General features: G+C 54.3%; 19 protein-coding genes. 7 read left to right on the top strand and 12 right to left on the bottom strand.

The window, feature by feature from the left end; translation table 11 throughout:
* Positions 1-188: 188 nt before the first annotated feature.
* Entirely contained in the window at positions 189-4,151 is a 3,963-nt protein-coding gene (putA, locus tag J4614_RS00590) for a trifunctional transcriptional regulator/proline dehydrogenase/L-glutamate gamma-semialdehyde dehydrogenase (protein WP_023204328.1), read from the top strand.
* A gap of 58 nt (positions 4,152-4,209) precedes the next feature.
* Complete coding sequence (locus J4614_RS00585; RefSeq protein WP_000821064.1) at positions 4,210-4,605, top strand: lysozyme inhibitor LprI family protein; 396 nt, start codon at positions 4,210-4,212, stop codon at positions 4,603-4,605.
* Here J4614_RS00585 and rutR read toward each other — a convergent pair.
* Entirely contained in the window at positions 4,602-5,240 is a 639-nt protein-coding gene (gene rutR / locus J4614_RS00580; RefSeq protein WP_000083128.1) for an HTH-type transcriptional regulator RutR, read from the bottom strand. The genes J4614_RS00585 and rutR overlap by 4 nt on opposite strands.
* A gap of 136 nt (positions 5,241-5,376) precedes the next feature.
* Entirely contained in the window at positions 5,377-5,544 is a 168-nt protein-coding gene (locus tag J4614_RS00575; protein WP_001273663.1) for a general stress protein, read from the bottom strand.
* Positions 5,545-5,928: 384 nt separating this feature from the next.
* Between J4614_RS00575 and wrbA the strand changes: the two genes are divergently transcribed.
* Both wrbA and J4614_RS00565 read left to right on the top strand, forming a co-directional pair.
* Positions 5,929-6,525 carry an NAD(P)H:quinone oxidoreductase gene (wrbA, locus tag J4614_RS00570; RefSeq protein WP_001062898.1) on the top strand — a complete coding sequence of 199 codons (597 nt, stop codon included), beginning with the start codon at positions 5,929-5,931 and terminating at the stop codon, positions 6,523-6,525.
* Between the two features lie 20 nt (positions 6,526-6,545).
* On the top strand, positions 6,546-6,773 hold the full coding sequence (locus J4614_RS00565; RefSeq protein WP_001143125.1) for a YccJ family protein: 228 nt from the start codon (positions 6,546-6,548) through the stop codon (positions 6,771-6,773).
* A 33-nt stretch (positions 6,774-6,806) separates the two neighbouring features.
* Here J4614_RS00565 and agp read toward each other — a convergent pair whose 3' ends face one another.
* From agp to J4614_RS00540, 5 genes are all read right to left on the bottom strand, one after another.
* A complete protein-coding gene (agp, locus tag J4614_RS00560) occupies positions 6,807-8,048 on the bottom strand; it encodes a bifunctional glucose-1-phosphatase/inositol phosphatase (protein ID WP_017440948.1) in 1,242 nt (413 codons plus the stop codon).
* 132 nt (positions 8,049-8,180) lie between these two features.
* A complete protein-coding gene (locus J4614_RS00555; RefSeq protein ID WP_000907523.1) occupies positions 8,181-8,687 on the bottom strand; it encodes a protein disulfide oxidoreductase in 507 nt (168 codons plus the stop codon).
* Positions 8,677-9,300, bottom strand: coding sequence for a DsbA family protein (locus J4614_RS00550; protein WP_000876690.1), 624 nt, complete (start codon positions 9,298-9,300; stop codon positions 8,677-8,679). Before J4614_RS00550 ends, J4614_RS00555 begins: the two co-directional genes overlap by 11 nt.
* On the bottom strand, positions 9,297-11,183 hold the full coding sequence (locus tag J4614_RS00545) for a protein-disulfide reductase DsbD domain-containing protein (RefSeq protein WP_023214759.1): 1,887 nt from the start codon (positions 11,181-11,183) through the stop codon (positions 9,297-9,299). Before J4614_RS00545 ends, J4614_RS00550 begins: the two co-directional genes overlap by 4 nt.
* 48 nt (positions 11,184-11,231) lie before the next feature.
* Positions 11,232-11,594 carry a copper resistance protein gene (locus tag J4614_RS00540; RefSeq protein ID WP_001118902.1) on the bottom strand — a complete coding sequence of 121 codons (363 nt, stop codon included), beginning with the start codon at positions 11,592-11,594 and terminating at the stop codon, positions 11,232-11,234.
* 235 nt (positions 11,595-11,829) lie between these two features.
* On the opposite strand from J4614_RS00540, the gene cbpA reads away from it, so the two are divergent.
* The 3 genes from cbpA (at position 11,830) to J4614_RS00525 (ending at position 14,071) form a co-directional block, all read left to right on the top strand.
* Positions 11,830-12,750 carry a curved DNA-binding protein gene (gene cbpA, locus J4614_RS00535; protein WP_000420603.1) on the top strand — a complete coding sequence of 307 codons (921 nt, stop codon included), beginning with the start codon at positions 11,830-11,832 and terminating at the stop codon, positions 12,748-12,750.
* Complete coding sequence (gene cbpM / locus J4614_RS00530; RefSeq protein WP_001284251.1) at positions 12,750-13,055, top strand: chaperone modulator CbpM; 306 nt, start codon at positions 12,750-12,752, stop codon at positions 13,053-13,055. The genes cbpA and cbpM overlap by 1 nt, the downstream gene beginning before the upstream one ends.
* Positions 13,056-13,708: 653 nt before the next feature.
* On the top strand, positions 13,709-14,071 hold the full coding sequence (locus tag J4614_RS00525) for an anti-adapter protein IraM (protein ID WP_001537781.1): 363 nt from the start codon (positions 13,709-13,711) through the stop codon (positions 14,069-14,071).
* A gap of 407 nt (positions 14,072-14,478) precedes the next feature.
* Here the strand turns inward: J4614_RS00525 and J4614_RS00520 are convergent, their stop codons facing one another.
* The 5 genes from J4614_RS00520 to hpaH all read right to left on the bottom strand — a co-directional run bounded on the left by J4614_RS00520 (position 14,479) and on the right by hpaH (position 19,391).
* Complete coding sequence (locus J4614_RS00520; RefSeq protein WP_000976558.1) at positions 14,479-15,417, bottom strand: MBL fold metallo-hydrolase; 939 nt, start codon at positions 15,415-15,417, stop codon at positions 14,479-14,481.
* Positions 15,418-15,430: 13 nt separating this feature from the next.
* Positions 15,431-16,327, bottom strand: coding sequence for a 4-hydroxyphenylacetate catabolism regulatory protein HpaA (hpaA, locus tag J4614_RS00515; RefSeq protein ID WP_000336602.1), 897 nt, complete (start codon positions 16,325-16,327; stop codon positions 15,431-15,433).
* A gap of 9 nt (positions 16,328-16,336) precedes the next feature.
* Entirely contained in the window at positions 16,337-17,713 is a 1,377-nt protein-coding gene (hpaX, locus tag J4614_RS00510) for a 4-hydroxyphenylacetate permease (RefSeq protein ID WP_001285803.1), read from the bottom strand.
* Between the two features lie 72 nt (positions 17,714-17,785).
* Positions 17,786-18,577: a 4-hydroxy-2-oxoheptanedioate aldolase gene (gene hpaI, locus J4614_RS00505; protein WP_000785061.1), complete on the bottom strand. Its 792-nt coding sequence runs from the start codon at positions 18,575-18,577 to the stop codon at positions 17,786-17,788.
* A gap of 10 nt (positions 18,578-18,587) precedes the next feature.
* Positions 18,588-19,391 (bottom strand): 2-oxo-hept-4-ene-1,7-dioate hydratase, encoded by an 804-nt coding sequence (gene hpaH, locus J4614_RS00500; RefSeq protein WP_000884795.1) that lies wholly within the window; start codon positions 19,389-19,391, stop codon positions 18,588-18,590.
* Between the last annotated feature and the right edge of the window lie 84 nt (positions 19,392-19,475).

The following is a 19,475-nucleotide window of genomic DNA, read 5'->3' as shown; positions in this document are numbered from 1 at the left end:
CTACCGCAGAGAAAATAAATCCAGATGGTTTTCCCCGTCAGACTCCCACTTTCTTTTTTTAACAATTTATTCATTTTTAAGCTTGCAACGCAGGTCACATTTAACGCGGTTGCACAAAGTTGCAACATAGTGGATATTTTCCGCTAACTATTGGTTAGCAGATAGAGCGAATAACAGGAGTAGAGGGTATGGGAACCACCACGATGGGGGTTAAGCTGGACGACGCCACGCGCGAACGGATCAAAATGGCCGCCTCGCGTATCGATCGCACGCCGCACTGGTTAATAAAACAGGCAATCTTTAGCTATCTGGACAAGCTGGAAAATAGCGATACGCTACCGGAGCTACCTGCGCTGTTTGCCGGCGCGGCAAATGAAAGCGAGGAGCCGGTCGCGCCGCAGGATGAGCCGCATCAGCCCTTTCTGGAGTTTGCCGAACAGATTCTTCCCCAATCCGTCTCTCGCGCCGCCATCACTGCCGCCTGGCGCCGCCCGGAGACCGATGCGGTGTCAATGCTAATGGAACAGGCGCGCCTGTCGCCGCCTGTCGCTGAGCAGGCGCATAAACTGGCGTATCAACTGGCGGAGAAATTGCGCAATCAAAAATCCGCCAGCGGTCGCGCGGGTATGGTGCAAGGCCTGTTGCAGGAGTTTTCCCTCTCTTCGCAAGAAGGCGTAGCGCTGATGTGTCTGGCGGAAGCGCTGCTGCGTATTCCCGACAAAGCTACGCGCGATGCGTTAATTCGCGACAAAATCAGTAATGGCAACTGGCAGTCGCATATTGGCCGTAGCCCGTCGCTGTTTGTAAACGCCGCCACCTGGGGGCTGCTCTTTACCGGCCGCCTGGTCTCAACGCATAACGAAGCCAATCTTTCGCGCTCGCTGAACCGCATTATCGGCAAGAGCGGCGAACCGTTAATCCGCAAAGGCGTCGACATGGCGATGCGTTTAATGGGCGAGCAGTTCGTGACTGGCGAAACCATTGCTCAGGCGCTGGCGAATGCCCGAAAACTGGAAGAGAAAGGGTTCCGCTATTCTTACGATATGCTGGGCGAAGCCGCGTTAACCGCCGCCGATGCGCAGGCCTATATGGTTTCTTACCAGCAAGCGATTCATGCCATCGGCAAAGCGTCTAACGGTCGCGGTATTTACGAAGGGCCAGGCATCTCGATTAAGCTGTCCGCCCTGCATCCACGCTATAGTCGCGCGCAATACGATCGGGTAATGGAGGAGCTTTATCCGCGCCTGAAATCCCTGACGCTGCTGGCGCGCCAGTATGATATCGGTCTCAATATCGACGCCGAAGAGGCGGATCGTCTGGAGATCTCGCTCGATCTGCTGGAAAAACTCTGCTTCGAACCCGAACTGGCGGGCTGGAACGGCATTGGCTTTGTGATCCAGGCTTACCAGAAACGCTGCCCGCTGGTCATTGATTATTTAGTCGATCTGGCCTCCCGTAGCCGCCGTCGGCTGATGATTCGTCTGGTGAAAGGCGCCTACTGGGATAGCGAGATCAAACGCGCGCAAATGGAAGGGCTGGAGGGTTATCCGGTTTATACCCGCAAAGTGTATACCGATGTCTCTTATCTGGCCTGTGCGAAAAAATTGCTCGCCGTCCCTAATCTGATCTACCCGCAGTTCGCGACCCATAACGCACACACACTGGCGGCGATTTATCATCTGGCCGGGCAAAATTACTATCCGGGTCAGTACGAATTCCAGTGCCTGCACGGCATGGGCGAACCGCTGTATGAACAGGTCACCGGTAAAGTAGCGGACGGAAAACTTAACCGTCCCTGCCGTATTTACGCGCCGGTGGGAACACACGAAACCCTGCTGGCCTATCTGGTACGACGCCTGCTGGAAAACGGCGCCAACACCTCTTTTGTCAACCGCATCGCCGATGCCACCCTACCGCTCGATGAACTGGTGGCCGACCCGGTCGAGGCCGTGGAAAAACTGGCGCAGCAGGAAGGTCAGGCTGGCATACCGCATCCGAAAATTCCGCTGCCGCGCGATCTGTACGGCGAAGGTCGGATAAACTCCGCCGGACTTGATTTAGCGAATGAACATCGCCTCGCCTCGCTTTCTTCTGCCCTGTTAAGCAACGCCATGCAGAAATGGCAGGCCAAACCTGTGCTGGAACAACCGGTGGCCGACGGTGAGATGACGCCGGTTATCAACCCGGCGGAACCGAAAGATATTGTCGGCTGGGGACGCGAAGCGACAGAAAGCGAGGTTGAACAGGCATTGCAAAACGCGGTCAATCAGGCGCCGGTTTGGTTTGCGACGCCGCCGCAAGAACGCGCCGCCATTTTGCAGCGGGCGGCGGTATTGATGGAAGACCAAATGCAGCAGTTGATTGGCCTGTTGGTGCGCGAAGCGGGGAAAACGTTCAGCAACGCCATTGCCGAAGTGCGCGAAGCGGTAGACTTCCTCCATTATTATGCCGGTCAAGTGCGTGACGATTTCGATAACGAAACGCATCGCCCGTTAGGGCCGGTGGTCTGTATCAGTCCGTGGAACTTCCCGCTGGCCATTTTCACCGGCCAAATCGCCGCCGCGCTGGCGGCAGGTAACAGCGTTCTGGCGAAACCGGCAGAGCAGACATCGCTGATTGCCGCCCAGGGCATTGCCATTTTGCTGGAAGCGGGCGTACCGCCGGGCGTCGTGCAACTGTTGCCGGGACGGGGAGAAACCGTCGGCGCCCAGCTTACCGCCGATGCGCGTGTACGCGGCGTGATGTTTACCGGTTCCACGGAGGTCGCGACGTTGTTGCAGCGCAACATCGCCACGCGTCTTGACGCCCAGGGCCGCCCTATTCCGTTGATTGCGGAAACTGGCGGTATGAACGCTATGATTGTCGACTCTTCCGCGCTCACCGAGCAGGTGGTCGTGGATGTGCTGGCTTCCGCTTTCGACAGCGCCGGACAACGCTGTTCCGCGCTCCGCGTGCTGTGTTTGCAGGACGATATCGCCGAACATACGCTGAAAATGTTACGCGGCGCGATGGCGGAGTGTCGGATGGGGAATCCAGGCCGTCTGACGACCGATATCGGGCCGGTGATTGATAGCGAGGCCAAAGCCAACATCGAGCGTCATATCCAGACGATGCGCGCCAAAGGCCGCCCGGTTTTCCAGGCCGCGCGTGAAAACAACGATGACGCGCAGGAATGGCAGACCGGTACGTTTGTTATGCCCACGCTTATTGAGTTGGAAAACTTCGCAGAACTGGAAAAAGAGGTCTTCGGGCCCGTGCTGCATGTCGTGCGTTATAACCGTAACCAACTGGCGGAGCTTATCGAACAGATTAACGCTTCCGGCTACGGGCTAACGCTGGGCGTACATACCCGTATTGATGAAACCATTGCGCAAGTCACCGGTTCCGCCCATGTCGGCAACCTGTACGTTAACCGTAATATGGTGGGCGCGGTTGTCGGCGTCCAGCCGTTTGGCGGCGAAGGCCTGTCCGGTACCGGGCCAAAAGCGGGGGGGCCGCTCTACCTCTACCGCCTGCTGGCACACCGCCCGCCCAATGCGCTCAATACGACGCTAACTCGTCAGGATGCGCGTTACCCGGTGGATGCGCAGCTTAAAACCACGCTACTCGCGCCGTTGACCGCCCTGACGCAATGGGCGGCGGATCGCCCGGCGCTACAGACGCTCTGCCGACAATTCGCCGATCTGGCGCAGGCCGGCACGCAGCGCCTGCTACCGGGGCCGACCGGCGAGCGCAATACCTGGACGTTGTTGCCGCGTGAACGGGTATTATGCCTGGCTGATGACGAACAGGACGCGCTGACGCAGCTTGCCGCCGTTCTCGCCGTCGGCAGTCAGGCGCTATGGTCAGACGACGCCTTCCACCGCGATCTGGCGAAACGTCTCCCCGCCGCCGTTGCGGCGCGTGTCCAGTTTGCGAAAGCGGAAACGCTGATGGCGCAGCCGTTTGACGCGGTGATTTTCCACGGCGACTCCGACAAGCTGCGAACCGTGTGCGAAGCCGTCGCCGCCCGCGAAGGCGCGATAGTGTCGGTACAGGGGTTCGCCCGCGGCGAAAGCAATATGCTGCTGGAACGGCTCTATATTGAACGTTCGCTGAGCGTAAACACTGCTGCCGCTGGCGGTAATGCCAGCCTGATGACAATTGGCTAATACTGTGGTTAATTAAGGCTCCGTCAATGGAGCCTTTTTACTCGCGTCAGAGGAGCGTATGAAACGAATTTTCCTTACCTGCGCGGCGTTGTTGTTCAGCAGCCAGGCGTTGGCCGATGAGTGTGCCAGCGCCAGTACGCAGCTGGAAATGAATCGCTGCGCCGCCGCGCAATACCAGGCGGCAGATAAAAAGCTGAACGAAACCTATCAAAGCGCGCTTAAGCGTGCGCAACCGCCGCAGCGCGAGCTGTTGCAAAAAGCGCAGGTGGCATGGATTGCCCTGCGGGACGCCGATTGCGCTCTGATTCGCTCAGGTACGGAGGGCGGCAGCGTGCAACCCATGATCGCCAGCCAGTGCCTGACCGATAAAACGAACGAACGCGAAGCGTTTTTAGCCTCGCTGCTGCAATGTGAAGAGGGGGATTTGAGCTGCCCACTGCCGCCAGCCGGTTAACGCACGCGAATCCCTTCAATAATAATGCGCTGAACGCTTTCGACCGTTTGGTTGAAAAAGGCTTCATCGCGAAGCGTCGCGCCGGTTACCGCCTCAACCTGAGGGGCAAAATCGGCGTAATGTTGCGTGGCGGCCCAAATCATGAAGATCAAATGGTGCGGGGAGACAGGCGCCAGTTTCCCGCTGTGCACCCATCCGGCAATCAGCGCGGATTTTTCATCTATCAACGCTTTTAGATCGCCGGTCAGTTCCTCCATTAAGAGCGGCGCGCCCGCCAGCATCTCCATGCAGAAGAGCCGCGACGCCTGCGGATAATCACGCGAAACCTCCAGCTTGAGACGGATATACTCTTTGATGGCCTCCAGAGGGGAAAATTCTGCGCGAAACGCCTTGAGCGGCGCCAGCCAGACATCCAGGATCTGTCGCATTACCGCGACATACAGCGCCTCTTTCGAGGGATAATAATAAAGCAGATTGGTTTTGGAGACGCCTGCCCGCTCGGCGACCTGCTCAAGACGCGCGCCATGAATGCCATACTGGGAAAAAACAGCAAGCGCGGCGGTTAAGATAAGCTGCCGTTTTGCACCGGTGGCCTGCGAGCGTTTCCCGATTTTTTTCTCTGTGCGTTGCGACATGCGCCCTCTCCTTTTTGTCAAGACGCAAGCATACCAAATCCGGCTTATAAACAAAAAAACCGCCGGAAATCCGGCGGCGGTGGCGCATGACGCTTTTTAGCGCGAAACGCTCAGCGTCTTGCTGTTGTGACGCAGGCTAGCTATTACGGTTACTGCTTTTGCCCCCTTTTTTGCCTGCTTCGGATGCACGCTGCGGGTCATTCTTAAAATTGCCCCCGCTGTGCTGACCACCTTTACGACCTGCTTCTGATGCTCTTTCGCGGTCTTCCGCAAAATTACCGGAACCGCCACGATGGTTTGCCATTACTGACCTCCGTCATAGATTAGACATCATATTGCATAGGTAATGAGGAGTATCTCCTCGCGCAGCGTATGAACGATATCATCAGTAACGCCGCGTAAAATTAAGCATAGTGAAAAACGCCGTGGTAGGCCGCTTACCGAAATATTCTGCAACATCGGAAGCCGAATACGCAGAATAATAACCATAAGAAATAAATAAGTTATTCTTATATTTAGAAAAATCAAAGCGCTTAAAAATGTATCATTTTGCAACAAAGATCGCCAAATTAATTATTGTTATAAATCAAAGAAATGGCGCTGAAATTTGCACTCTTCACAGGAGAGCATATCTTTAAATAGACGTAGCGAATCGCTACACACCTGATTAATCTGAGGAGTAGTACAAATGGCAAAGATTCTGGTGCTCTATTATTCCATGTACGGACACATTGAAACCATGGCGCATGCGGTGGCGGAAGGGGCAAAGAAAGTCGACGGCGCAGAGGTCATTATAAAGCGTGTGCCAGAAACAATGCCGCCTGAAATCTTCGCAAAAGCTGGCGGTAAAACACAAAACGCACCGGTTGCCACCCCACAGGAGCTGGCGGATTACGATGCCATTATTTTTGGTACGCCAACCCGGTTTGGCAATATGTCAGGCCAGATGCGTACCTTCCTGGACCAAACCGGCGGACTGTGGGCATCCGGCGCGCTATACGGCAAGCTCGGCAGCGTGTTCAGTTCTACCGGAACGGGCGGCGGCCAGGAGCAGACCATCACCTCGACCTGGACTACGCTTGCCCATCATGGGATGGTGATTGTCCCGATAGGCTATGCCGCACAGGAACTGTTTGACGTCTCCCAGGTTCGCGGCGGCACGCCTTATGGCGCAACGACTATCGCCGGAGGCGACGGTTCACGTCAACCAAGCCAGGAGGAACTCTCTATCGCTCGCTATCAGGGGGAATACGTCGCCGGTCTGGCAGTCAAACTCAACGGCTAATCTTCAACAGGAGGATTCGAATGCCAACTCAAGAAGCAAAAGCGCACCGCGTCGGCGAATGGGCAAGCCTGCGTAATACGTCGCCGGAAATTGCCGAAGCCATTTTTGAAGTCGCTCACTATGACGAGAAACTGGCAGAAAAAATATGGGAAGAAGGTAGCGATGAGGTGCTGATCAAAGCCTTTGAGAAAACGGACAAAGACTCGCTCTTCTGGGGCGAACAAATCATCGAACGTAAGAACGTATAACACAAACGCCCCCGCCTGCGCGGGGGCATACGGCTATTTTGCGGCAGTGTTCATGACGTTATCGAATTTATCCAGCGGACAGAAGCCGTTCGCATCCACCGGACATCCTTTCAGTTCCAGGGTTACCCTTTGCGCGGGCGATTTGAGCGTTAACGCTTCCGCGTTACGTAACTGCCGGGCGCTCTGGTAGACATACTCGATTTTCATCAAATCCCGGTTGGCGTTGCCGTCATGCCAGCGTTGGAAGACAAGCTGACCGCCAATCGGCGTTCTCTCATACTGGTCATGGAGCTGATAGGGTTTAAAATCCAGCGCCGTCAGCAGCGACGCGATATTGGAATCATGCCCCACCAGCACGGTCACCTTCGGCGCGCTAACGCGATCGGCAACCAGCACCTTATCGATATATTTCACCAGCGGCGCAGCGACATTGCGCGCCACCGTGGGTGAGGTAAACAGGCTGTCCTGGTAGCCGTTTTTCAGTTTTGACAGCACCTTCCACTGCCGATCGGTGTGGATGCCGCCCCAGGCGACCTGATCCATCGGAAACCCTTCGTAATATTGCAGGGTAAACGCATCCACCAGCGAGTTCCCTACTTTCAGCGGCCCCTGCACGCCAGGCTCTTGCTGATAGTTCGCGCTGAAGGTATCTTTCGCGTCGATTAGCGAACACTGATGCTTCTCTTTGCAGGACGGCGAGTCCTGATAATGCGTTATCTGCTCAAGCAGTTTATAACTCTCATCAAGATGTAGCTGACTACGCGCCTTTTCCATCGCCTGTACGGCCTGTTGCCGGAACGCGGCGGAATCATCGGTAATTACTGGATTGAAGGTAGGGTCCATAGTGCCCATTTTTTCCTGATGATGAACAGGAATATCACAGCCGGGGAAAGCGCCAGTAATGAAAAATTGCGCGGTGGCGACGGTGCGCTGCAAACTATTCGCATAGGCATATACCGTGTCGGGCGCCGGACATTCTCCCGACGGTATCAGCCTCTGCGCGACCAGCCATTCACGTGTGTAGTGTCCCATATAGACTTCCAGCACGCCGCCTTTCGTCGTCAGCTGCCCACCGGGAACGTCCCACGCCGGCCAGGCGTTCGGCGTCGACTGCGCCAGTACGCTGCCATTATTCGCCAGCGGCGCCCGCAGATTATGGCGGCTCATCATCAGCACCTGTTGTAATTGATAACCCTCCGGCGTTGTCTGCGCCTGTACGGCGGATGACAACAAAACAGCCCCTGCCACAGCAACAGCGAGTAATGATTTTTTCATCCCTATGACCTCTTGTTGTTATCAAATCGTTCTGAGTGTGACAGAAATGGATCATTTTTCCGGGAACGATTTCGCAAAACGGGGGTTTTTCTTACAGTAAACGCGTTAGCGCCGGGAAACCCCGGCGCATATTCAGAACGTTTTTGCCCACCATAGCCGAAGCTTCATGCCCCAATAGCTGGTCCAGCCGCTGGTGGTGAACACAACCCGACCTTGTGAAACCACCACCAGCGTTGGCGTCACGCTGATTTCCCAGCCAGCGGATAAGGCGCCATTAGCATCATTGACGACCGGAAAGTCAACGCCCTTGCGCGCCAGCCAGCGGGCAACCTCAGCGTCATCGCCGGAGCGGAGCGCAACGGTCATGACGTTTTCCCCTTCCGCCGCCAGGCGAGCGACCGCAGGCGTAGTAAAGCGGCATACCCCGCACCAGCTGGCCCAAAAATAGAGCAGTACGGGGCGTTCTTCGCTCAATGTCGCCAGCGTTGTCGACTCTCCCGTCAGCGTATGTAACGGTGTCGCGGCAAACGCCGGAGGCGCCTGCGGCGCGCGCCAGACGTCCATGACCACCATTATCGCGATGAGGAGCGCCAGAAAAACCGCGGCTTCGCGCAGCCAACGCCGCAGTTTACCCGCCATTGGCAGCCGCCAGTTTTTCTTTCACCACCGCTTCCAGCGTATCCCAGGGCACCGCGCCCGGAATCAGCTCGTCGCCAATGATCGTCGCTGGCGTTCCTTGCACGCCGACCAGCCTTGCCAACTGCAAATTAGTGCGTATCGTTTCCATGCTTTTTTCATCCAGAGTCACTGGCGTAGCCCCTGCTTTCTGCTGGGCCTGTTTAATACTGTCATCCGTATGGTAACCGCGCTTTTGCATGAGTTTTTCATGTAGCGCGAGGAACTGTTGCGGATGCTCGCGCCAGGTGGTCAGCGCAATACGCGCCGCCAGTACGGAACTCTCTCCTTTGAATGGTAGCGGTTTAATAATGACCGCAACGTCAGGATATTTCTGCACAATCTTTTCCAGCATCGGATCGAGCTGTTTGCAGTACGGGCAGTTGTAATCCGTAAAGTTCACCAGCGTCAGCTTAGGGTGTTTAGCGCCTATCCGCGGGCTGGCAGGATCGTTAAACAACGCCGCATGGATCAGATTTTCAATCTGCTTTTCCTGATCCGGCGTAAAAGGAGCGGTTTCTTGCGCGATGCTCAGCGTCGAAAACAGCGCCAGCAGCAAAACAATCATGTATTTCATTGGGTTATTCCTTTCGCTTTTTTCAACGTTTGTAATACCGCATCGCGGGTCAGCAAAGTGGGCAGTGCCTCCCCTTCCGGCAAGCCGGGGCCATATACCTGATTAAACGGCACGGCGACCTGGCCACGCGTTTTCAGAAAATCTGTAATGGCATCGGACGGCAGCGTCCAGTCTCCCCGCAGCGCCACAACATCCGGCTGTTGCAAGGCGGCCTGCACATCCTCTTTTTGCAGGACGTTGTATTTATTCACTTTACAGGTAATACACCAGTCCGCAGTGACATCGACAAATACCCGCTTATGCTGCGCCAGCGCCGACTGAATTGCCTGTTCACTCAACGGTTGCCACTGAACAGTATCTTGCGCGCTCTTTGACGCAGTGAAGCCGAAATGCGGCAGGAGTAACGTCGCCAGCCAGATAGCCGACCCCAGCATCATCAGACCGAGGATCCTGCGCAGGACATTCATCCAGCGCCCGGGGCGCGGTAAACGTAGCGCAAGCCCTGGTCGTATCGCGACCAGTAGCCACGGCGCGCTCATTCCCAGGCCAAGCGCAAGGAACAGCCCCCACAGCGTCGGCAGCGACGCCGTGAGCGCCACGGCGACCGCCGTGCCCAGAAACGGCGCGCTACAAGGCGTCGCCAGCAGCGTGGCGAATGCCCCCTGCCAGAAATGTCCCGACATACCGTTACCGCCGTAAGTGGCCAGTTTCGTGGTCATAGATGAGGGAAGCCTGAACTCAAAAAGCCCGAACAGGCTGGCGCTAAACAACAACATCACCAGCGCCATAAAACCAATAAACCATGCATTCTGGAACTGAACTCCCCAGGCCAGCGCATGGTTTGACAGGCGAAGGAGGGTCATAAACGCCGCCAGCGCCATAAATGACGCAATGATACCGGCGACCGAAGCCAAAAATTGTCGCCTGATGTGAGAGCGGCTTTTTTCCTCTACCAATAAAATAGAGCCAAGTTTCATGCCCAGAACCGGCAGTACGCAGGGCATTAAATTAAGAATCAGTCCGCCGATCAGCGCCATCATTACAACTTGCCAGAAAGGTAGCGCCGCATTGTCCGGCGTTTGCGCTGGCGCAGCGCCAATGGTTTGCGTGCTCTCCTGGGCGATAGCGCCATCGGCTAACACGAGGGTCAGCGATTTGTTGCGCAAATCGGGCGCCTTTTCGCCCCAACTGTCCGTCACCGGCACCGTCGCCTGTAACCTGTCGCCCTCTACGCGCAGGCGAGGCTTCGCAAAATCGACGTCATCTATGGTGTCAAGATAGAGCCCGGGCGATGACCAGCCCGCCGCTCGCGTAGCAGTGACCACCAGTTCTCCCGGGCGATAGCCGACGTCAAGCGAGTCCGTTAGCCCACTGCGGAGCGGAACTTTACCCATCGCCCGCGCATAGTCATGGGCAAAATCGGCATTCTGCACAGTGGGCGTCACGGAAAAGGGGTAATCGGTCAACAGACAAACATTGCTGCAGGTTGATAACGTCAACACGCCGCTCAAGGTCGCCGGCGGCGTACCGCGCACGATCATCGGAAAGGTCACCTCGTCGTGATATCCCTGGGTGGTGATATTCGCCACATCAAAGCGCGAGGGGGTTGGCCAGAACCAGTTTACCTCAGGCATGTCGCCTTTCCAGGCGATAGAGGGCGCCACGCCCCCTTCCCCCGGCGCGCGCCAGTAGGTTTTCCAGCCGTTTTCCAGTTTGACATCCAGCAACAGCCGGGTCTCACCGTTAGCGGACGTATCGGCACGTAGCCGTATGCTGGCATGGTCGTTATCGGGCGAACGCAGCCAGCCGCTTTCCGCCGCCCAGGAGACGGGCAGCCAAAGCCATAACAGGCAGAACAGTATCCGCCTGAACAAAATCATCATATTTTTTCTCCGTGAATGAGTAAGTAACCGTTAGCAATAACCGGTCTGTCATTCACGGAAGACACAAAATCGTAGATGTACCCGTAATGTGGGCGGCGAAATAGCCCGTGGAGGCGAAAACGGCAGGCGCATGACCCGGACAGGCGCCAGTAAGGAAAGCAGTAGACAAAGCGCAAGGATAGCGCCTTCAAAGAGTACCGGAGGCGCCGCCAGCAGCGACTTGGCGCTTAATTCACAGGGAGTGACCGGCGAGCCGTCATCTGTAGAAGAGGGAGCGCTGACCACCGCAGCAGAGGCCGTCGCCTGCATCTGCAAGGCGTGCAGGCCCGCCATGCGTTGCGCGGTACAAACCATTACCACGACACATGCAAGGCAAAGAAACCACCAGCCCATCCGTTGTTGTTTCGCCATTGCGCCCTCACTGTTTAACGCGAGTTATCTTAGCCACTGGCGCGGTTTTGGCAACCTTTCCCCTGTAAAGTTATGTCGGCGCGCTGCGCAACCTTCTGATAGTCGAACAGCGTAATTTATTCTTACTAATGATATAACTGGTGTTTTCATACGCACTTTTCAGGTTTACCCTACACTTAGTGGAGAAACCTTTTTGGGGTCCCTTCTGTATGTATTGATTTAGCGAGATGATGCTATGGAACTTAAGGATTATTACGCCATTATGGGCGTGAAACCGACGGACGATCTCAAGACGATTAAGACCGCCTATCGCCGACTGGCCCGCAAGTACCATCCAGATGTCAGCAAAGAACCCGATGCCGAAGCCCGTTTCAAAGAGGTTGCTGAAGCATGGGAAGTGCTGAGTGATGAGCAACGGCGCGCCGAGTATGACCAGTTATGGCAACACCGTAACGATCCACAATTTAATCGCCAGTTCCAGCAACACGAAGGCCAACCGTATAACGCCGAAGATTTTGATGATATTTTCTCGTCTATTTTTGGTCAGCACGGTCGCCATTCGCACCACCGCCACGCCGCACGCGGTCATGATATCGAAATTGAAGTGGCGGTATTCCTGGAAGAAACGCTGGAAGAGCACCAGCGTACGATTAGCTATTCCGTCCCCGTTTATAACGCGTTCGGTCTGGTGGAGCGGGAAATTCCCAAAACATTGAATGTGAAAATCCCGGCTGGCGTCAGCAACGGGCAACGAATCAGACTGAAAGGCCAGGGCACGCCGGGGGAAAACGGCGGACCTAATGGCGATTTATGGCTCGTTATCCATATTGCCCCGCATCCGCTCTTTGATATCGTCAATCAGGATCTGGAAGTCGTCCTTCCGCTTGCCCCATGGGAGGCGGCGCTCGGCGCTAAGGTGTCTGTACCAACGCTTAAAGAGCGTATTTTGCTGACCATTCCCCCCGGCAGCCAGGCAGGTCAGCGGCTGCGTATCAAAGGAAAAGGATTAGCCAGTAAAAAGCACACTGGCGATCTCTATGCCATCATCAAAATCGTTATGCCGCCGAAACCTGACGAGAAAACAGCTGCCCTGTGGCAACAACTGGCGGACGCGCAGTCGTCCTTTGACCCACGCCAGCAATGGGGGAAAGCATAATGGCTAACATCACTGTCACCTTTACCATCACCGAATTTTGTTTGCACACCGGCGTGACGGAAGAGGAGCTAAACGAAATCGTCGGACTTGGCGTAATTGAGCCTTACGAAGACGATAACGCCGACTGGCAATTCGACGATCGCGCAGCGAGCGTGGTACAACGCGCGCTACGCTTACGCGAGGAGCTGGCGCTCGACTGGCCTGGGATCGCGGTCGCGTTAACGCTGCTGGAAGAGAATTCACGGCTGCGCGAAGAAAACCGGTTACTGCTGCAACGCCTTTCTCGCTTTATCTCGCATCCCTAATCCACGATAAAGGCAATAAACCGAGGGTGGGCTTTCTGCCCGCCCCGGATTTACATGCACCCGGTATAATACCAGAATGCCTCTGACATACTTCCCCCAACGGAAGAAATATAGCCTTTCACCGCGCACAACCCGATCAACGAACCGCCAATGTCAGCCATTAATGCGCCATTGCGAAGATCATCGTTTAAATAAAGACCAGCCACAAGTTCACATTTTTTAGATACGTCGGTTATTTTTACACGTTAGCGATCATTTATTGCCTGAAGAATATATTCTTTCACTGTTTTGTACTCTCTGGTTGATACGTACCTTCTCCCTGTCAATGCCGGGTAAAATGTACCGCTGCGCTTACAGGTTGCAGTATTTATAAATAAGAAATACAACAGTCACTTACAGTTTAATAATTGAGCGTTATAACATCCACTGCCGCCCAATATTTACACCACGTATAAAATACAAAAATGTAATAGAATGTAAACAAAATAAGAGCATAAAATAAATAACTTATTAAAAAATCAATATAAATAGAGTGGTCAATAAAAAACGATCGTTTTCAACGAGTTATGTTTCTCAGATTTTCATCTATCCTGAATAGGCTTGCGGAAAATGTAATTTACACCATTGACTATTTCACTTAAAAGGTTTCTGTAATGGAATGGAAGGTCGTTGATACAGTTATAAGTCCCTCTACCGGAGTATCGTTCTCATGCATACATAGCCTAAAAAATCTTAGATTGACCTTATGGTATCAGGCAGATGTTTACATGCCTCCAGGTAGCATTATCATCCCCTTTAATAAGGGGGTCTTAATAAACGATAAACTTTATCCCGTTACTGTTTACAACGTTACCAGGTTTAATCCTGTTCTATGGAAATCGCTTAAAGAAAATAGCCACTGTCCTGGTAACTGCAATCCTAAACCAGAAGCCTGCAGTTATCCTTTCGAGTGTCTGGTATCCGTTTGTCCATTTGGTTTAACCAGAAATATTCAAATAGATAATAAGAAAGTTTAGGAAATAAAGTATGCATTAGCCATACTACTGATTAAGTGTATTCGCGCACGTTTGCAGTATTTTGCAGTTAAATATGTTTGATATAAAAATTGTACAGTTCGGATATTTTTTGATTCGTTTAATCTAACCTTCACTTTGGCAACGAGGAGCCGGTACAGAGGATATTACTGATGGCCGGCAGACAAAGAAACGCATTGCTTTTAACACTGTATAAATTCCATCCGTGACATTCTTATTTAGTAATATTTCACCAGAGCAATCATCTTACCTTTATTGTGCATAAAAATCAGCAAGTAGTGTTTAGAAAAAATAATGTTTTAGACAAAAGCTCTGCGTGTCATGCTGATCGCCAAAAGCATAACGGGCTGACATCATGTCAGCCCGTGGGTTTACCCCTGCCCTGATACTTACGGTACGCTTATCGTCATATTGTCATGACCGACAATGACAGGGCCCGGGTAATTTTTCATGGCTTCCTGTTGCCAGACGTCATCCGCAACCGTCGCAGGCACCAGATGACTTAACACCAGTTTTTTCACGTGGGCCTCGCGAGCAATCTTACCGACATCTTCAATCGTGGTGTGATGCGACGCAATCGCTTCAGCCAGCGTTTTTCCGTTGCCAATACTATTAGCCAGTTTTGCTACCGAAGGGACATGTACCGCCTCATGTACCAGGATATCCGCCCCCTGGGCAAACGTTGCAAGCGGCGGAAACCAGGACGTATCGCCAGAGAAGACGATTCGCTTACCCTGGGTATCAAAACGGTAAGCAAACGCTTCACCGTCCGGGAAAGGGGAATGAGGCACTTTCAGCGCGCTTATTGTAACCAGTTCATCTTTATAGATGACGCCCTGGCTAATATCGGTCGCCTTAACCAGGTTGCGCGGATCGGGTTTCCCCTCTTCTTCCATGCGTAGCGTGATATCCCTGTCAAAGACCTTCCAGCTAGCCTTCGTCATCGCCTGGGTTCCCGGCGGGCCATACACCTGTATGGTATGGTCTTTCAGACCACTTGCCCAGGCATTCATCAGCAAGGAAGGATAATCCAGTATGTGGTCGCTGTGCAGATGGGTGAGCAAAATAGTATTGATGTTGCGCAGTGGAATGCCGTTTTTCACCAGTTGCAGACTGGCGCCGTAGCCGGCATCTATCAGCCATATTTTATCGCCGATAGTGAGCGCCGTCGCTTGCGGTAGTCTGGCTGTATTGAGCAAAGAAGGCCCGCCTTTGGTGCCCAGTAAAACAATGTTGATCTCTTGAGGCGCAGGAGCACCAGCAGCAATAGCAAGGTGGCTTTGCGCCAGCATACAAACCGCCAGCATAGCGACGCTTTTTTTCATCATGTTTTTACTCTTCTTAGTTGAGAAAAGAGGGAACTTCACGTTGGCGAAACTGCGAAGGAGAACAGCCAGCAAGGCGATTAAAGAAACGGGCGAAATAAGCCGGATCTTTAAAACCTAATTGCCAGGCGATCTCGTTGACAGCATTGTCGGAAAAAAGCAGCAGTCGTTTCGCCTCGCGTAATTGCCGATCAAAAATCAGGCGTTTAGGCGGGCGATTAGCAAAACGTCGGCAAATATCGGTCAAACGAGATTCGGTAATATGCAACTCGCAGGCATAATCGGGCACCGTCCAGTGCTGATGGAAGTGGTTGTCAATTAACAGGGTAAAGCGCTGAAAAAGTTTCAGTTCACCGCGCATCCCGGTTGCGGCGTGATCGTCCAGCTTCGCATTACGCAACAGCAAGGTAAATACCGCCTGCGCCAGTAGCACCAGGGTATGTTCGCAGCCAGCCAGTTGTTCCGTGGACTCCCGCTCAATTAGCTGCCAGTAATGTTTGAGCGCCGCCAGCTCGTTGGGTTTATCCGCCAGCGACAGACAGATCCCCGGCAAGCCGAAGGCCTCTCTGGTGCCGGGATAAAGCACTTCCAGCAGCGGCCAAACCAGCTCTTCGCGTACCGTCAGAACATGGCCATCGCTATCCGATTCGGTAATAAAAGCATGCGGCACCGAGGGCGGCGTAAGCACAAATAGCGGCGCCTGCACCGAATAGCGATGATCGTCGAGCTGTAGCTCAATCTGCCCGGTATCAAGAAAGTGCATTTGAAAAAACTGGTCGTGGCGATGCGCCTGCATATCACGACCAAAGAAATCCGCCATACGAGCAAACGACTGATAATGCACATCGTTACTGCCCATGCTTTCGTCATACTCTTTGCTGATATCAATATTGGCGATCGCACGTTGGCACATAGTTTCTCCTCAAGGGGTGGCGCGCGGACGCGATGCTTTCATGGGAATGAGCCAGATAATGGCAGCGCCGACGACTAACAGAGAAGCGACAAACCAGAGTCCGCTATTGAAGCTACCGGTGATATCTTTTAGCCAGCCAATCATAAACGGGCTAAGCGCGGAGCCAATATTGCCGGTGGCATTGATGACCGCAATGCCTATCGCCCTGGCGCGTAAACTGATCGACTGATCCGGCGTGGTCCAGAAGATCGCCATCGCGCTAAAGGAACCCGTGGATGCCATCACGATCCCCAGGAGCTGGATCAGGTTATGGTCGGTCGCCGACGCCAGCAGCCAGCCCGCGGCGGCAAACAGGAACGGCAACGCCGTGTGATGTTTACGCTCCTGATGTTTGTCCGAATGGCGGCTCCAGTAAATCATGCCCAGAATAGTACAAATCTGCGGGATCGCCGCCAGCAGGCCGATGGTGATATTGCTGCTGCCTTCATTAAAACTTTTCAGGATTTGCGGCGTCCAGATACTAATGGCGCTAAGCGTATTGGTAAGGCAAAAATAGGCCAGCGTATACATCAGTACAATTGGCGTGAATACTTCGCGCCACAGACTACGCTGCTGCATGGCGTTATGGCTGATGGCCCCCTCCGGCTGAACCAGCGTCAGGCGGTCATTATCCATCATCTCCTGCAAACATTTTTTATCCTCTGCCGTCAGCCATTTGGCTTTTGCCGGGGTATCATCCAGGTAAAACCACACCATAATGCCTAACAAAACTGACGGAAATCCTTCCAACAGGAATAACCACTGCCATCCATGCAGATTGAATATGCCGTCCAGCGATAAAATATAGCCGGAGACAATCGACCCCAATGCGGTGGTGGCCGGCATGGCAATCATAAATAATGCGTTGGCGCGAGCGCGGAAAAACGCCGGAAACCAGTAAGTTAAATAGAGCAATATTCCTGGCAAAAAGCCCGCTTCAGTAATGCCCACCAGCATTCGCAGCACATACAGGCTTTTCGGTCCCACCGCGAACATCGTGGCGGTAGATGCAATGCCCCATAGCACCATAATGGTCGCAATCCAGCGGCGGGCGCCGACGATGCTCAACATCACGTTGCTGGGAATGCCGAAAATGACGTAGGTGGCGTAAAACAGCGTCGTGGCAAGGCCAAACATGGTGGCGCTTAACCCCAGATCCTGCCCCATCGTCAACCCGGCAAAACCGATGTTGATACGGTCTAAAAACGAGAAGATAAACAACACGAATAAAAATACGATCAGTCGGCGGAACAATTTATTTATGACGGTTTGTTGACCCGTGCTGAGCGCGTTGTGCGAACTGACAGACTCAGGGCTTTCCGGAAGTGCAGATGATGTGTCGCTCATTTTTTTTCCTCTGATGGGAATTTTTGTAGGGTACTACGGTTGCCCGGTAGCGCTGCGCTTACCGGGCCAGGCTTAATAGACGCCGGACGCACCGGACAGCTTTTTTTCTGCGCCAAAGCGCGCCGCCAGCGCCTCCGCGCCGCGCGCCAGCAGCGTGGTGTCAACGCCGACGGCGACAAATAGCGCCCCCAGTTCCAGATAACGTTTCGCCAGTGCTTCATTGGCCATCAGAATCCCCGGCGCTTTCCCCGCCGCGCGTATCTGCACGATGGCGTTCTCAATCGCCGCCTGCACTTCCGGGTGCTGCGGATTGCCGGCAAAGCCCATATCGGCGCTAAGATCCGCCGGGCCAATAAACACGCCGTCAATGCCATCCACGTCGAGAATTGACGCCAGATTGCTCATCGCCTCACGCGTTTCAATCTGCACCAGTACGCACATGGCGTCGTTGGCCTGGTGGAGATAGTCCGGAATGCGATTCCAGCGCGATGCCCGCGCCAGCGCGCTGCCCACGCCGCGAATACCGGCAGGCGGATAACGCGTAGCCGCCACGGCGTTTCGCGCTTCATCGGCATTCTGCACCATCGGTATCAGCAGCGTTTGCGCGCCGACGTCGAGCAGTTGCTTAATCTGTACTGGATCGTTCCATGACGGACGCACCACCGGCTGGCTGGGATAAGGCGCAATCGCCTGCAACTGGGTCAACACCGTCTGCACGTTGTTTGGCGCGTGTTCGCCGTCAATCAGTAGCCAGTCGAAGCCGGCGCCCGCTAACAGTTCAGCGCTGTAACTGTTGGCAAGCCCCAGCCACAAACCGATTTGCGGGCGCCCCGCTTTTAACGCGTCTTTGAAAGCATTTTTCATCGTTTTTTCCTTACACAAACCGGCAACTGATCGCGCCCATGTTGCCGTAATCGACATGGAAGGTGTCGCCCTTGCGCGCCGGCACCGGGCGGGTGAACGAGCCGCCGAGGATGATCTGCCCGGCTTCAAGCTGGACATCGTAGGGGGCAAGCTTGTTCGCCAGCCACGCTACGCCGTTGGCCGGATGATTCAGCACGCCTGCGGCGACGCCGGTTTCTTCGATCACGCCGTTGCGATAGAGCAGCGCGGAGATCCAGCGCAGATCCAGCTCGTCTGGTTTGATGGGACGACCACCGAGGATCACCCCGGCGTTGGCGGCGTTGTCGGAAATGGTGTCGAACACTTTGCGCGGACGCTGGGTTTCCGGGTCGATGTTGTGGCTGCGGGCGTCAATCAGTTCCAGCGCCGGAATCACATAATCCGTGGCGTTGTAGACGTCGAACAGCGTGCAGTGAGGGCCGCGCAGCGGTTTCGCCAGCACGAACGCCAGCTCCACTTCAATACGCGGGACGATAAAACGGTCGGTGGGGATATCGCCGCCGTCATGGAAGAACATATCGTCAAGCAGCGCGCCGTAATCCGGTTCGCTGATTTGCGAGCTGGCCTGCATCGCTTTTGAGGTCAGGCCGATTTTGTGGCCTTTGAGCGTGCGCCCTTCGGCGATCTTGATATTGACCCATTCACGCTGTACGGCATAGGCATCTTCAATAGTGATGTTGGGATAATCCAGCGACACTGCGCGAATCTGTTCACGCTGTTTTTCAGCCTGATTAAGTCGCTGGGCGATCAGGGTATGGGTCTGTTTATCGAGCATAGTTGCTTCCTGTTACGTCATGCGGTGCTGCTGCGCCGGGTGGCGACGCGGGTGCGTCTTACCCGGCCTACGGTTCGGTATTGC

Origin of the sequence: Salmonella sp. 32031103-2018-00083-FB-01-SM-01, from assembly GCF_017571995.1 — a bacterium.
GTDB classification, from domain to species: domain Bacteria; phylum Pseudomonadota; class Gammaproteobacteria; order Enterobacterales; family Enterobacteriaceae; genus Salmonella; species Salmonella enterica.
Note: the sequence above shows the minus strand (reverse complement) of the source record. Positions and strands in the feature narration are given on the sequence as shown.